The organism is Brevundimonas sp. Leaf280, assembly GCF_001422455.1.
Lineage (GTDB): Bacteria > Pseudomonadota > Alphaproteobacteria > Caulobacterales > Caulobacteraceae > Brevundimonas.
Map to the genome: position 1 here is coordinate 111,223 of NZ_LMNC01000004.1, position 13,219 is coordinate 124,441.

Annotated in this window: 14 protein-coding genes; 8 read left to right on the forward strand and 6 right to left on the reverse strand. The window is 66.9% G+C overall.

Annotation, left to right across the window (positions count from 1 at the left end; all coding sequences use genetic code 11):
• Positions 1-17 precede the first annotated feature (17 nt).
• From atpD to ASF31_RS08735, 3 genes are all read left to right on the forward strand, one after another.
• Positions 18-1,556, forward strand: a complete 1,539-nt coding sequence (gene atpD, locus ASF31_RS08725; RefSeq protein ID WP_055754291.1) for a F0F1 ATP synthase subunit beta — start codon at positions 18-20, stop codon at positions 1,554-1,556.
• A gap of 2 nt (positions 1,557-1,558) precedes the next feature.
• Complete coding sequence (locus ASF31_RS08730) at positions 1,559-1,828, forward strand: ATP synthase F1 subunit epsilon (protein WP_039243854.1); 270 nt, start codon at positions 1,559-1,561, stop codon at positions 1,826-1,828.
• Positions 1,829-1,913: 85 nt separating this feature from the next.
• Complete coding sequence (locus ASF31_RS08735) at positions 1,914-3,047, forward strand: serine hydrolase domain-containing protein (RefSeq protein WP_055754292.1); 1,134 nt, start codon at positions 1,914-1,916, stop codon at positions 3,045-3,047.
• Here the strand turns inward: ASF31_RS08735 and ASF31_RS08740 are convergent.
• The 3 genes from ASF31_RS08740 to ASF31_RS08750 are packed head-to-tail and all read right to left on the reverse strand — an operon-like array spanning position 3,032 to position 6,560.
• Complete coding sequence (locus ASF31_RS08740; RefSeq protein WP_055754293.1) at positions 3,032-4,546, reverse strand: DHA2 family efflux MFS transporter permease subunit; 1,515 nt, start codon at positions 4,544-4,546, stop codon at positions 3,032-3,034. The two genes, ASF31_RS08735 and ASF31_RS08740, sit on opposite strands and share 16 nt — an antisense overlap.
• Before the next feature lie 25 nt (positions 4,547-4,571).
• On the reverse strand, positions 4,572-5,498 hold the full coding sequence (rarD, locus tag ASF31_RS08745) for an EamA family transporter RarD (protein WP_055754294.1): 927 nt from the start codon (positions 5,496-5,498) through the stop codon (positions 4,572-4,574).
• A 15-nt stretch (positions 5,499-5,513) separates the two neighbouring features.
• Positions 5,514-6,560, reverse strand: a complete 1,047-nt coding sequence (locus tag ASF31_RS08750) for an aspartate-semialdehyde dehydrogenase (protein ID WP_055754295.1) — start codon at positions 6,558-6,560, stop codon at positions 5,514-5,516.
• A 143-nt stretch (positions 6,561-6,703) separates the two neighbouring features.
• Between ASF31_RS08750 and zapE the strand changes: the two genes are divergently transcribed.
• Positions 6,704-7,795: a cell division protein ZapE gene (gene zapE, locus ASF31_RS08755; protein WP_055754296.1), complete on the forward strand. Its 1,092-nt coding sequence runs from the start codon at positions 6,704-6,706 to the stop codon at positions 7,793-7,795.
• Positions 7,796-7,830: 35 nt separating this feature from the next.
• The gene (locus tag ASF31_RS08760) at positions 7,831-8,343 is read left to right on the forward strand and encodes a YbjN domain-containing protein (protein ID WP_082465092.1); all 513 of its coding nucleotides are present in this window, start codon (positions 7,831-7,833) and stop codon (positions 8,341-8,343) included.
• An 85-nt stretch (positions 8,344-8,428) separates the two neighbouring features.
• On the opposite strand, the gene mdh is transcribed toward ASF31_RS08760, so the two are convergent.
• The gene (gene mdh / locus ASF31_RS08765) at positions 8,429-9,391 is read right to left on the reverse strand and encodes a malate dehydrogenase (protein WP_055754298.1); all 963 of its coding nucleotides are present in this window, start codon (positions 9,389-9,391) and stop codon (positions 8,429-8,431) included.
• A 139-nt stretch (positions 9,392-9,530) separates the two neighbouring features.
• Here mdh and ASF31_RS08770 point away from each other — a divergent pair, with 139 nt between their 5' ends.
• The gene (locus tag ASF31_RS08770) at positions 9,531-10,439 is read left to right on the forward strand and encodes an SIMPL domain-containing protein (protein ID WP_055754299.1); all 909 of its coding nucleotides are present in this window, start codon (positions 9,531-9,533) and stop codon (positions 10,437-10,439) included.
• Positions 10,436-10,837, forward strand: coding sequence for an HIT domain-containing protein (locus tag ASF31_RS08775; RefSeq protein WP_369814637.1), 402 nt, complete (start codon positions 10,436-10,438; stop codon positions 10,835-10,837). Before ASF31_RS08770 ends, ASF31_RS08775 begins: the two co-directional genes overlap by 4 nt.
• Here ASF31_RS08775 and ASF31_RS08780 read toward each other — a convergent pair.
• The gene (locus ASF31_RS08780) at positions 10,834-11,670 is read right to left on the reverse strand and encodes an aldo/keto reductase (protein WP_055754301.1); all 837 of its coding nucleotides are present in this window, start codon (positions 11,668-11,670) and stop codon (positions 10,834-10,836) included. The genes ASF31_RS08775 and ASF31_RS08780 overlap by 4 nt on opposite strands.
• 47 nt (positions 11,671-11,717) lie before the next feature.
• Here ASF31_RS08780 and ASF31_RS08785 point away from each other — a divergent pair, with 47 nt between their 5' ends.
• Positions 11,718-12,716, forward strand: a complete 999-nt coding sequence (locus ASF31_RS08785; protein WP_055754302.1) for an alpha/beta fold hydrolase — start codon at positions 11,718-11,720, stop codon at positions 12,714-12,716.
• Here the strand turns inward: ASF31_RS08785 and ASF31_RS08790 are convergent.
• On the reverse strand, positions 12,686-13,150 hold the full coding sequence (locus ASF31_RS08790; RefSeq protein WP_082465093.1) for an AprI/Inh family metalloprotease inhibitor: 465 nt from the start codon (positions 13,148-13,150) through the stop codon (positions 12,686-12,688). The two genes, ASF31_RS08785 and ASF31_RS08790, sit on opposite strands and share 31 nt — an antisense overlap.
• Positions 13,151-13,219 lie beyond the last annotated feature (69 nt).

Here is a 13,219-nt window from a genome sequence, read left to right on the forward strand (position 1 = left end):
CGATACGGACCCTGACCATGACCGACACCGTCGCCCCCAAGAAACCCGCCGCCAAGAAGCCCGCCGTCAAGAAGGCGCCTGTCGCCGCGACCGCGCCCGGCGCGGCCGTCGCCACGGGCAAGATCGCCCAGGTCATCGGCGCCGTCGTCGACGTCGAGTTCGACGGCCACCTGCCGGCGATCCTGAACGCCCTGCACACCCAGAACATCGACCAGAAGACGGGCGAGCCCTTCACCCTGGTTCTGGAAGTCGCCCAGCACTTGGGTGAGAACATGGTCCGCGCCATCTCGATGGACACGACCGAAGGCCTGACGCGCGGCCAGCCCGTGACAGACACCGGATCGTCGATCCAGGCGCCGGTCGGCCCCGGCACCCTCGGCCGCATCATGAACGTCGTTGGCCAGCCGATCGACGAAGCCGGCCCGATCGCCACCACCGAATACCGTCCGATCCACAAGGAAGCGCCGAGCTTCGAAGAGCAGTCGACCTCGTCTGAAATCCTGGTCACGGGCATCAAGGTCATCGACCTGATGTGCCCCTACACAAAGGGCGGCAAGATCGGCCTGTTCGGCGGCGCTGGCGTGGGCAAGACCGTGACCATGCAGGAGCTGATCAACAACATCGCCAAGGCGTACGGCGGTTATTCGGTTCTGGCCGGCGTGGGCGAGCGCACCCGCGAAGGCAACGACCTGTATCACGAGATGATCGAGTCCAACGTTAACGTGGACCCGTCCAAGAACGGCGGCTCGACCGAGGGCTCCAAGTGCGCCCTGGTCTACGGCCAGATGAACGAGCCCCCCGGCGCCCGCGCTCGCGTCGCCCTGACCGGCCTGTCGATCGCGGAATACTTCCGTGACGAGGAAGGCAAGGACGTGCTGCTGTTCGTCGACAACATCTTCCGCTTCACGCAAGCCGGTTCGGAAGTGTCGGCTCTGCTGGGCCGCATCCCTTCGGCCGTGGGCTATCAGCCGACGCTGGCCACCGAGATGGGCAACCTGCAGGAGCGCATCACCTCGACCAAGAAGGGTTCGATCACCTCGGTCCAGGCCATCTACGTGCCTGCCGACGACCTGACCGACCCGGCGCCCGCCGCCTCGTTCGCCCACTTGGACGCGACGACGGTTCTGAGCCGCGACATCGCCGCCCAGGCCATCTTCCCGGCCGTTGACCCGCTGGACTCAACCTCGCGGATCATGGACCCGCTGGTCATCGGCGACGAACACTACAACGTCGCCCGTTCGGTTCAGGAAGTGCTGCAGCAGTACAAGGGCCTGAAGGACATCATCGCCATCCTGGGCATGGACGAGCTGTCGGAAGAGGACAAGCTGGTCGTCTCGCGCGCCCGCAAGATCCAGCGCTTCCTGTCGCAGCCCTTCTTCGTGGCCGAACAGTTCACCAATTCGCCCGGCAAGTTCGTCGAGCTGGCCGACACGATCCGCTCGTTCAAGGGCATCGTCGCCGGTGAATACGACCACCTGCCGGAAGCCGCCTTCTACATGGTCGGCTCCATCGAAGAGGCCGTCGCCAAGGCCGAGAAGATGGCGTCGGAAGCCTGATCATGGCCGGCAAGCTGAACTTCTCCCTCGTCTCGCCGGAACGCGAGGTCTTCTCGGGCCTCGTGGACCAGGTCGATGCACCGGGCGTCGAGGGTGACTTCGGCGTTTTGCCGGATCATGCGCCCTTCATGACCGCCCTGCGCGAGGGTCTGGTGACCGTCTATAACAACGGCTCAAAGACCCAGTACGACGTTCACGGCGGTTTCGCCGACGTGAACGGCGAAGGCCTGACCATCCTGGCGGAACAGGCCACCGAGGTCGTCGCGGCCTGATCCCGTCGAAGGATCGAACGATTTGAGGCCTCCCGTTTCGGCGGGAGGCCTTTTTCGTGGGCGGCGGGCGCGCTAGGACCTGCCCATGACCGATCTCATCGACATCCACGGCGTCTGCGCCCCCGGCTATGAGGCCGTGCGCGAGGCATTCGCCGCCAACTTCACCGAGGCTCCCGAGGGGCTGAACGAGCAGGCGGCGCGGTTCACCGTGCTGGTCGAGGGCGAAACGGTCGTCGATCTGTGGGCGGGGCATGCGGATACGGCCAAGACGACGCCGTTCACCGACACCACCCTGACGTCGGTGTTTTCGACCGGCAAGGCGGTGATGGCCATCCTGATGGCGAGCGCGGTCGAGGAGAGTCAGATCGGCTATGATCAGACGGTCGCCTCGCTGTGGCCCGAGTTCGGCGCGGCGGGCAAGGCGGAGGTCACCGTCGCTCAGTTGATGAGCCACCAGTCGGGCCTGCCGGGCTTTTCCGAGGCGGTCGATCCGACGATCTGGTTCGATGTGTCCGCGGTGCTGGCGCGTCTGGCGGCTCAGTCGCCGATGTGGGCGCCGGGTTCAGCCTCGGGCTATCACCCGATCACCGTCGGCTATCTGGCCAATGAAGTCTATCGCCGCGCGACTGGACGGACGATGGGCCAGGCGCTGCGCCAGGACTTCCCGGAGCTGGACCTGTGGATCGGCCTGCCCGAAAGCGAGCATGGACGGGTGGCGCAGATGCGCAAACCCACAGCGGCGCCTAGCCTGGGGGCCATCGATCCGATCAAACAGGCGGCCTTCCTGGATCGTGGCTCGGCGCCGGGCGGGCGCGGTTCGGCGGCCTGGCGCGAGATGGAAATCCCTTCGGCCAATCTGCACGGCACGGCCCTGGGGCTGGCGAAGATGCTGGGCGTGGTCGCCAATGGCGGCGTGCTGGACGGCCGGTCGGTGCTGTCGGCGGGAACGCTGGATCAGCTGACGCGCGAGCGCATCCATGGGCCGGACAAGGTGCTGCCCTATACGATCAGCTGGGCGGCCGGTCTGATGCGCAATGACGGGCTGAAGGTCTTCGGGCCCAACGAAGCCTTCGGCCATTATGGCTGGGGCGGGTCCATGGCCATGGCCGATCCGTCGCGGAAGCTGTCCGCAGCCTATGTCATGACGCGCCAGTCGCCGCACCTGATCGGCGACCCTCGGCCCAAGCGGTTGCTGGACGCGCTTTACGCCGCCTTCTGAACCGGGCCGGGCGCGGTCAACAGACCGATCAGGCCGGCTAAGCCCGCGCAGCCGACGCAGGTCAGGATCACGGCCCGAAACGCCGCATGGAAGGCGTCGCGGGCGACGGGTGTGATCTCGCCGCCCGACATGACCTGGGCCAGCTGTGCGCGGGCGTCAGGCAGGTTGGCGACCCCGGCGAAGACCGCAGACAGCACGAGGCCCAGGAGGGCGACAGCCAGAAGGCTTGCCACGCGCGCCACCGCATTGTTGACGCCCGAGGCCACGCCCGTGTGACCCGCCTTGACGGCCCCCATCACCGTCGCCGTCAGCGGCCCGACCGCCAGGGTCATGCCGATCGCCAGCACCGTCATCCCCGCCAGAGGTCCGTCGACATAGCCCGCGCCCGGCGCAGGCACAGCGAGAAGGGCCAGTCCGATCCCCGCCAGGGCCGGCCCGAGGCTGAGCGACAGACGCGCGCCGAACCGATCGGCGACGCGTCCCGCCACACCAGAGAACAGGCCCATGACGGCGGCGAAGGGCAGCATGGCGGCGCCGGCCTCGGTCGCGCTCCAGCCGTGAACCCGGATCAGATCGAAGGGCAGGAAGAACATCGCCCCGCCCAGGGCGAAATAGAGCAGCAGGGTCAGCAGATTGATCCCGCTGAACACCGAAGACGAAAACAGGCCGAGCGGCATCATCGGGTGGGACTGGCGCGCCTCGGCCCAGACGAAGGCGGCCAGCAACGCCGCGCCCACGACCAGTCCGGCCAGGATGACGGGCGATGCGAACCCCAGATCGGGCGCGGCGGTCAGGGCCCAGGTCAGGGCGCCCAGTCCGGCGACGGCCAGAACCGCGCCTAGACCGTCCAGACCGCGCGCGTCGGGATCGCGGCTCTCGGGCGTGGCGGCCAGGGTCACGAGGGCGGTCAGGATCGCCAGCGGGACGTTGATCCAGAAAATGGCGCGCCAGTCGGCGGCGTCGGCCAGCCATCCCCCGATCAGCGGGCCGACCATGCCGGTCAGGGCCCCGAACCCGGCCCAGGTTCCAAAGGCCTTGCCGCGCTCCTCGGGCGGGAAGGTCGCGCCGATCACCGCCAGGGCGCCGGGAGTCAGCAGGGCCGCGCCGATCCCCTGGATCGCCCGGCCGGCGACCAGGGCCTGGACGGTGGGGGCGAGGGCGCAGCCGATGGAGGCCAGGGCGAAGATCGCGACCCCGATCAGAAAGACCAGCCGCCTACCGAACCGATCGCCGGCCGCGCCGCCGATCAAAACCAGGGCGCCCAGGGTCAGCAGATAGGCGTTCGACACCCACTGCACCGCCGCCGTGCCGGCCGCGAGATCCCGCTGCACGGCGGGCAGGGCGACGCCCAGGGCCGAGCCGTCGATGAAGGTCAGGCTGGAGCCCAGCACCGTCGCGGCCAGCACCCAGCGCTTGCGCGCCGCCGACAGCGGATGGGCCGGTTCGGCGGCGGCGTGGACCTGTCCGCCTTCGCAGGGGCCCGGTTGGGCGGTCGTCATGGCCTCGCCTCCGTGTGGGCGAAGGCTACGCCGGTTCCGCCGTGGTCTTCAACGCCTCGCGTGCGGCGCGGCTGCGATTGAAGGCGGCCAGGGCGAAGACGCCGGCGCCGGCCCAGATGAAGACGAAGGAGACGATCCGCAGCAGGGTCAGCGGCTCACCGGTCGCGACGCCGCAGGCGAACTGCAGCGTCGGGGCCAGAAACTGGATGAAGCCGACCGTGGACAGGGGCAGACGCCGCGCCGACCAGGCGAACAGCGCCAGCGGGATCACGGTCGCCGGGCCGTTCACCAGCGCCCAGATCAGGCCGGACGGCGAGGCGAACCCGACCGCCTGACCGTGGGTGGTCAACCAGGCCAGAAAGACCGCGCCGATGGGCAGCAGCACGAGACATTCCACGAACAGACCGGTCTGGGCCGAGGCGGGCACGCGCTTTCGGATCACTGCATAGGCGCAGAAGGTGACGGCCAGGGTCAGGCCGATGATCGGCACATGGCCCAGGGCGATGGTCTGGATGACGACCCCGACGAAGGCCAGGGCGATCGCGACGGCGCTCCAGCGGTCGATCTTCTCGCGGAACAACACGGCCCCCGCCGCCATGTTGAGCAAAGGATTGATATAGTAGCCGAGGCTGGCCTCCAGCGTCGCATGGTGCGTCGTGGCGTAGACGTAGAGGCTCCAGTTCGTGCCGATCAGCAGGGCCGACAGGGCCAGCCAGGCCAGGGTGCGCGGCGTGGCCAGCACCTCGCGCGCCTCGCCCCACTGGCCAGCCAGCAGCAGGACCAGGCCGGCAACGAAGACCGACCAGACCGCCCGGTGCGCCAGGATTTCGGGCGCGCCGAAGCCGTGCGCCGCCATCGCCATGAAGAGCAGCGGCAGCAGCCCCCACAGGGTGTAGCAGGCGACGGCCGTGCCGACGGCGCGGCCGTCGGCAGGGGGTGCGTGGGCGTTCATGACGGTTGAGACCGCCTAGACCGTGATCGAACGATATCCCGACGACGACTTGATCACGCCGGTCTCGTCCAGCAGCTGGGCGATCTGGACCGCGTTGAGGGCGGCGCCCTTGCGCAGGTTGTCGGACACGACCCAAAGGTTCAGGCCGTTCTCGACGGTCGTGTCCTTGCGGATGCGGCTGACATAGACGGCGTGTTCGCTGGCCGCATCGACGGGGGTGATATAGCCGTCGTGCTCCTGCTTATCGATAACCAGCACGCCCGGCGCCTCGCGCAAGATGGCGCGGGCCTCGTCGGGTTCGATGGGGCGGTCGAACTGGACGTTCACGGCCTCGGAGTGGCCCACGAAGACGGGCACGCGCACGCAGGTGACGGTGACCTTGATGTCGGGGTCCAGCATCTTGTGCGTCTCATCCGACATCTTCTTCTCCTCGTCGGTGGAGCCGTCCTCGAGGAAGGAGCCGATGTAGGGGATGACGTTGAAGGCGATCTGTTTGGGGAACTTCTTGGGCGTGGCGTCGCCCAGGCCGTAGATGGCCTTGGTCTGGTTCCACAGCTCGTCCATGCCTTCCTTACCGGCGCCAGACACCGACTGATAGGTCGAGACCACGACCCGCTTGATCTTGGCCGCATCGTGCAGCGGCTTCAGCGCGGTCACCAGCTGGATCGTCGAGCAGTTGGGGTTGGCGATGATGTTCTTCTTGGTCGCGTCCTTGATGGCGTCAGGGTTCACCTCGGGCACGATCAGCGGCACGTCGGGGTCCTTGCGGAAGGCCGAGGAGTTGTCGATCACGATAGGACCGGCCTTGCCGATCTTCTCGGACCATTCCTTGGACACCGCGCCGCCGGCGGACATCAGGACGATATCGACCTTGGAGAAGTCGAACTGCTCGATGTCCTGGCATTTGATGGTCTTGTCGCCGAAGGAGACCTCGACCCCCTTGGATTTGCGCGAGGCGATGGCGTGGATTTCATCGACGGGGAATTCCAGCTCCTCGAGGATGTTCAGCATTTCGCGACCCACATTGCCCGTGGCTCCGACGATGGCGACGCGATAACCCATGATGCTTGGTCCTTCGGACGCGCTGCCGCTCGGCTCAGCGGAGCCTTGCTGCTTGAGCGCGGTTTGGTGTGTGCTGTGCATTTAGGCGTTCGCAGCCGCGAAGCAATCGCTTTTCACTGTGCCGGGCTTTAAGCAGTCCTCCCATGACCTCCCGTATCCGCAACGCCTACGACATCCGCGTGGAAGAGGGCGTGCTGACGCCCGATCCGGCGCAGGAAAGCGTGATCACCGCGCTGGAGCGGTTGGAGGTCGATCTGGCCAAACGCGGCCTGTTCGGCAAGGCGCCGGAGGTGCGGGGCATTTATCTCTACGGCCCGCCGGGACGCGGCAAGTCGATGCTGATGGACCTGTTCTATTCGGCGACGCCCGAGCCGCGAAAGACGCGCGCGCACTTTCACGCCTTCATGGCCCGCATCCACGACCTGGTGAAACAGTGGCGCGAAGGGGATGCGAAGACCCGCAAGGCCGTGTTCGGCACGCATAAGGGCGACGACCCCATCCCGCCGATCGCGAAGCTGATCGCGTCGGAAGCCCGGCTGCTGTGTTTCGACGAACTGCAGGTCACCGACATCGCTGACGCCATGATCCTGGGCCGGCTGTTCGAAGCCCTGTTCGAGGATCGAGTGGTGCTGGCCATCACCTCGAACCGCGCGCCGGAGGAGCTCTACAAGAACGGCATCAACCGCCAGCTCTTCCTGCCCTTCATCGACATTATCCGCGGGCGCTGCGTGGTGGTCGAGACGGCCGGGGCGCGCGACTGGCGGCTGGACCGGATGACCTCGGCCCAGGTCTGGCACACGCCGGACGACCGCGCGGCTTTCGAGGCGTTATGGCGCGAGCTGAAGGGGGGCGAGCCGGAAGAACCGGCGCACCTGACCGTGCTGGGCCGCGATGTGGTGGTGGAGCGCACCGTGGGGTCGATGGCGCGGGCGACGTTTGCGGAGCTGTGCGCCAGGCCTCTGGGGCCGCAGGACTATCTGGCCATCGCCCAGCGGTTCCACACCCTGTTCCTGGAGGACGTGCCGATCCTGAGCTCGGCCAACCACCATGAGGCGCGGCGTCTGGTGACCCTGGTGGACGCCCTCTATGAGGCCAAGACCAAGCTGATTGTGCTGGCGGCGGCCAAGCCCGAGGCGCTCTATACCGAAGGGGTGGGGGTGTTCGAGTTTGAGCGCACCGTGTCGCGCTTCAACGAAATGCAGAGCAAGGACTGGCTGGCGCACGTCCGCGACTGACGGCTAGGGTAGGGCCTGACCTTCGGAGTGTTTCCATGCGCCGCCTCGCCATCGCCGCCGCCCCACTTGCCGCTCTGGCCTTAACAGTTTCGCCGATGACAGCCGGGGGCGCGCTCGCCCAGACGGCTGCGGCGACGGCCAGTCGCGGTCTGACGCCGGCCGAGGTCGGGACCTGGATTACCGGGCTGGGCGGGCGGGTCGGGCCTGTGCAGACCGAGAACGGCCTGACCTTCTTCACCGTGACCAATGCGGGCCTGACCTGGGCGGTCTTCTTCTACGGCTGCGAAGCGTCGGGCTGCGGCGAGGTTCAGTTCAGCGCCGTTGTGCCCGGGGCCGGGGCGACGCTGGACAAGGTGAACGCCTGGAACCGCGACAACCGCTATCTGAAAGCCTTCCATACTGCGGCCCAAACGCCGACGGCGACGGTGCAGTACGATATCGTCGTACTGTCGGGCGAAGGCGTGGCGCAACTGGCGGACCCGCTGACGGTCTGGCTGCAACTGCTGCCCAAGTTTGCGACAGGCATGGGCTACGTCCCGCCGCAATGATGTTTCTCTCCCAACGGGAGGAGGGAAAAGAAAAAGGGCCTGCGGATCGCTCCGCAGGCCCTTCGTCATTCGATCGTCGCGTGGCTTACGCCAGCGAGGAATCGATGTCCTTGCAGGCTTGCAGCAGGCCTTGGACCGAGGCGACGGACTTTTCGAACATCGCCTTTTCTTCGTCGTTGGTGGTGAACTCGATCACCTTTTCGACGCCGTTGGCGCCGATCAGGGCCGGGACGCCGACGTAGAGGTCCGACAGGCCGTATTCGCCCGACAGCCAGACGGCGCAAGGCAGGACGCGCTTCTGGTCCAGCAGGTAGGACTTGGCCATGGCGATGGCCGATTCAGCGGGCGCGTAGAAGGCAGAGCCGGTTTTCAGCAGGGCCACGATCTCGCCGCCGCCCTTGCGGGTGCGATCGACGATGGCGTCCAACTCGTCCTGCGACAGGAAGCCGGCCTTGACGGCGTCCGGCAGGGGCAGGCCGCCGATGGTCGAGTGGCGCACCATCGGCACCATATCGTCGCCGTGACCGCCCAGGGTCCAGGCGTGGATGTCCTGAACCGAGACGCCGGTCTTTTCAGCCAGGAAATAGGCGAAGCGCGCGGAATCGAGCACGCCGGCCATGCCGACGACCTTCTCCTTGGGCAGGCCCGAGAACTTCTGCAGGGCCCAGACCATGGCGTCGAGCGGGTTGGTGATGCAGATGACGAAGGCGTTGGGGGCGTGGGCCTTGATGCCCTCGCCGACGGCCTTCATGACCTTCAGGTTGATGCCGATCAGGTCGTCGCGGCTCATGCCCGGCTTGCGCGGCACGCCGGCGGTGACGATGCAGACGTCGGCGCCCGCGATGTCGGCATAGTCGTTCGCGCCCTTCAGGGCCACGTCCGAGCCGAAGACGGCGGTGGCCTCGGCGATGTCCAGCGCCTTGCCCTGCGGGGTGCCTTCGGCGATGTCGAACAGGATCACGTCGCCCAGGGCTTCGCGCGCGGCCACGTGGGCCAGGGTTCCGCCGATCATGCCGGCGCCGATAAGGGCGATCTTCGCGCGAGCCATGGATGTCTCCGTTTATTGCGTGTGCGAAATGGGGATTAATCGTGCGGGCGGTCTAGACCCCTCGCGCGGCTGTCGCAAGAACCTCGCTTTACGGCCTTGGTCAGGCTTGCGAAGGTCCGGCGACAACCGGAGGATTTCGATGCGCCGTTCATTCGCTTTCGCCTTGCTGCTGGCGTCGGTCGCCACGCCTGTGCTGGCCCAGACGCCGCCTGCGACGATCGGCGACCGCTATATTCCCGCACCTTGGTGGATGCGCGATCCGGTCATCGCCTCGGTCGGTCAGGTGCGGGTGGAAATTCCGGCCAACCGCGCCTCCGTCACCGCCAGTTTTCAATCGGTGGATCGCAGCGTGACGGAGGCGTCGCGCGCCGCCGCTGAACAGGTCCGAGCGCTCAGCCGGGCGCTGTCGGCCTATGGCGCGGACAAGGTCCGGGTCGAGACCAGCGTCGCCACCCAGCCGCTGTATGACCAGTATCGCGACGAAAACGGGGTGATGCGCGACAACACCCGCGCCGACCGCGTGGCCCGCTATCAGGCCGACGCCTCCGTCGCCGTGACGGTTCGGGACGTAGCCCTGATCGAACGGGTCTACGCGACGATCGTCGCCGCGCGCCCGACCGCGATCGGCCGTGTGTCCTTCAGGCTCGAGCCCGACAATATTTGGAAGGCCAATCTTCAGGCCGAGGCGATTAAGGACGCCAGACGTCGCGCCGAGGCGGCGGCGGCCAATGCTGGCGCCGCTCTGGGCGGGGTTAAGATTATCGATCCGACGGGCCGAGTCTGCCAAACCGATGTACTCGCAGGATGGCCCTCCTACGCCGCCGGGGGTGGACAGGCGACGACGGTAGACGACGTCGTTGTGACGGGTTCGCGGATCAGGGCCAATGGTTCGGCCCCGCCGCCGCCACCGCCCGCGCCGCCGCCGCCGCCGCCTCCGCCGAGCGACGGGGGGCCGAGCGAGGCCCAGATCGAGGCGGCGCGACTGGCGCTGCAGCCGCCGTTGCAGACCTTATTCGACAGCGCCTGCGTCATTTACGGATTGAACTGATGGGGTTCGAGGTCGCTCCGGCCTTCGAGGCAGGATCGGTGGCCGCTGCCGAATGGCCGCTGTGCCATGTGCGGCTTCAGGACGACGCCCGCTTTCCCTGGCTGATCCTGATCCCGCGCGTCGAAGGGGCGCTGGAGCTGGAGGATCTGACCGTCAAACAGCGGGCCGTGTTGATGGAGGAGACGGTGCGGGCCGGGGCGCTGGTGCGCCGGCTGGGTTCGGTCGAAAAGCTGAACGTCGGCGCCATCGGCAATGTGACGGCGCAACTGCATGTCCATGTGGTCGGCCGCCGCCGCGACGACGGTCTGTGGCCCGATCCGGTCTGGGGTCGCGGGCCAGTTATTCCGTATACAGACGATGAGCGGGCGCGGCGGCTGGCGATCGTCGCCGGAAGCTAGATGATATCCAGCGGCACGGCGTGTTTCGGGGGCGGGAAGGCTGCATCCAGCCGTTCCAGATCCTCCAGGTCGAACTGGATGTCCAGCGCGTCGGCGTTGGCCTCGACGTGTTCGACGGAACTGGCTTTGGGGATGGCGATGACGCCGTCGTGGCGCAGGACGGCGGCCAGCGCCACCTGGGCCGGGCTGGCGGAATGGCGATTGGCGATGTCGCGGATCAGGGGCTGCTCCAGCAGTTCGCCTCGCCCAAGCGGCGAATAGGCCATCATCGGCATGTCGCGCGCCTGCATCCACGGGAAGAGGTCGAACTCCACCCCGCGCGAGGCGAGATTGTAGAGCAGCTGGTTGGCGGCGCAGTCCTCGCCCCCCTCGATCTCCATCAGCTGCTCCATGGCGCGCAGATCCAGGTTCGACACGCCCCAGCGGGCGATCATCCCTTCGTCGACCAGATCGCGGAAGGCCTCGACGGTCTCTTCTAAGGGCACGTGGCCTTCCCAGTGCAGTAAGTAGAGGTCCAGCCGCTCAACGCCGAGCCGTTCCAGCGACTTCTCGCAGGCCAGCATCATCTTCATCTCCGACGCATTCTCGGGCCGGACCTTGGAGACCAGAAAGACCTCGTCGCGGCGTCCGGCGATGACCTCGCCCACCAGACGTTCCGAGCGACCGTCGCCATAGAGTTCAGCCGTGTCGATCAGGGTCATGCCCAGGTCGATGCCGCGCGCCAGAGCCTGCTGCTCCTCATCGCGCCAGGCCGGGTCGTCGCCCAGCTCCCAGGTGCCTTGGCCAAGGGCGGGAACGGTCGTACCGTCCGCAAAGGTGACGAGGCGGGTCATGTCCGTCCTGACGATAATGAGCGGCGAAGACGCCGTCGGAGGAAGCGATGCGAACCCGGCATATCAAGACCGACGGTCTGGTCCAACAGGTTCTGGAGGCCGGGTTCGAGGATGACAACGCGCCGCTGGTCCTGCTGATCCACGGCTTTCCCGAACTGGGGATTAGCTGGCGCGCCCAGGTCGAGGCGATCTCGCAGGCGGGCTATCATGTCGTCGCCCCGGACATGCGGGGCTATGGCGGGACGGACAAGCCGGAGGGGATTGAGGCCTACTCCATTCTGCACCTGGTCGGCGACATGGTCGATCTGGTCCGCGCGCTGGGCAAGGCGTCTTGCTTCGTCGTCGGCCATGACTGGGGCGCGCCGGTGGCCTGGCATTGCGCGCTGTTGCGGCCGGATCTGTTCACGGCGGTGGCGGGCCTGTCGGTGCCGTTCCAGCCGCGCCGACCCAAGGGACCGCCCACCGCCGCCATGGCCGCCATCTCCAAACGGGCCGGGATGGGCGACCTCTATATCAGCCGATTCCAGGCGCCGGACGCGCACCGCGCGCTGGACGCCGATCCGGCGATGGCGCTGAGGAAACTGTTCTACGCCTACGACGGCGCGACCCCCGCCGATCGCAGATCGACCGGCTTCATGCCCGAGGGCGTGGCCCTGCTGGACACCATCGCCGACGAGGCGACCCTGCCGCCATGGATGCGCGCGGATCATTTCGACGAATATGTGCAGGCCTTCTCAGTCGGTGGGTTCGAAGGACCCCTGAACTGGTATCGGGCGATGGACCTGAACTGGTCGCTGACGGCCTTCGTGCAGGACCAGAAGATCACCCCGCCCGCCCTGTTCATCGTCGGCGAGGACGACCCGGTCCGCCACTACGCCGGTGGGCATGAGGCGGGCCTGAAGGACTGGGCGCCGAACCTGATCCGATCCGTCGTCGTGCCGGGCGCGGGACACTGGATCCAGCAGGAACGGGCGGACGAGATCAACCGCCTGCTGCTGGACTTTCTGGCCGAGGTTCAGGCCATGGGGGCGCGTTCCAGCCTGTAGACTTGTCCAGAGGCGTCGCGGCCTTCGAAACGATCGACGTCGATCCGGCGAAAGCCGATCAGCACGGCGTCCCCCTTTGCCAGGAGATCGAAACCTTCTCTCGTCACACGCCAGTGTTTGGCCGACGACAGGTTCGCCGACCCGCATCGGCTAGCCAGAATCGGCAGCTGACCAGCGTTCGAAACCGGATCGAGCGTCAGACGGCAGGTCGTCGGCAGATCGGGTCCGACAAGCTGATAATGCCCAAAGACATCCTGGATCGTCAGCGAATTCGCCTCGGACATCGCGGCCTCCTTTGCGCTGCACGCGCCCGTAATCAATCCAACGACTGTTGCGAGAGCAACGACTGCGACCAAGTTCGGCAAGGACTTCAATCTCATCGCGCGCAACCCCATGCGTTTCGCTGGACGATCGGACAGTTGGACATCAACCATCGCTACGCCATTATGTCATGTCTATGGTTGTCGTCACGGTTTGCGTCGCCGTGTTGGACATGGAGCCGA

Coding starts and splice junctions, on each gene's coding strand:
- ASF31_RS08780 (WP_055754301.1), bottom strand. CDS start 11,670: ATGACCCGCCTCGTCACCTTTGCGGACGGTACGACCGTTCCCGCCCTT.
- atpD (WP_055754291.1), top strand. CDS start 18: ATGACCGACACCGTCGCCCCCAAGAAACCCGCCGCCAAGAAGCCCGCC.
- ASF31_RS08760 (WP_082465092.1), top strand. CDS start 7,831: ATGCGCCGCCTCGCCATCGCCGCCGCCCCACTTGCCGCTCTGGCCTTA.
- ASF31_RS08740 (WP_055754293.1), bottom strand. CDS start 4,546: ATGACGACCGCCCAACCGGGCCCCTGCGAAGGCGGACAGGTCCACGCC.
- ASF31_RS08770 (WP_055754299.1), top strand. CDS start 9,531: ATGCGCCGTTCATTCGCTTTCGCCTTGCTGCTGGCGTCGGTCGCCACG.
- mdh (WP_055754298.1), bottom strand. CDS start 9,391: ATGGCTCGCGCGAAGATCGCCCTTATCGGCGCCGGCATGATCGGCGGA.
- ASF31_RS08750 (WP_055754295.1), bottom strand. CDS start 6,560: ATGGGTTATCGCGTCGCCATCGTCGGAGCCACGGGCAATGTGGGTCGC.
- ASF31_RS08785 (WP_055754302.1), top strand. CDS start 11,718: ATGCGAACCCGGCATATCAAGACCGACGGTCTGGTCCAACAGGTTCTG.
- ASF31_RS08735 (WP_055754292.1), top strand. CDS start 1,914: ATGACCGATCTCATCGACATCCACGGCGTCTGCGCCCCCGGCTATGAG.
- zapE (WP_055754296.1), top strand. CDS start 6,704: ATGACCTCCCGTATCCGCAACGCCTACGACATCCGCGTGGAAGAGGGC.
- rarD (WP_055754294.1), bottom strand. CDS start 5,498: ATGAACGCCCACGCACCCCCTGCCGACGGCCGCGCCGTCGGCACGGCC.
- ASF31_RS08730 (WP_039243854.1), top strand. CDS start 1,559: ATGGCCGGCAAGCTGAACTTCTCCCTCGTCTCGCCGGAACGCGAGGTC.
- ASF31_RS08790 (WP_082465093.1), bottom strand. CDS start 13,150: ATGGTTGATGTCCAACTGTCCGATCGTCCAGCGAAACGCATGGGGTTG.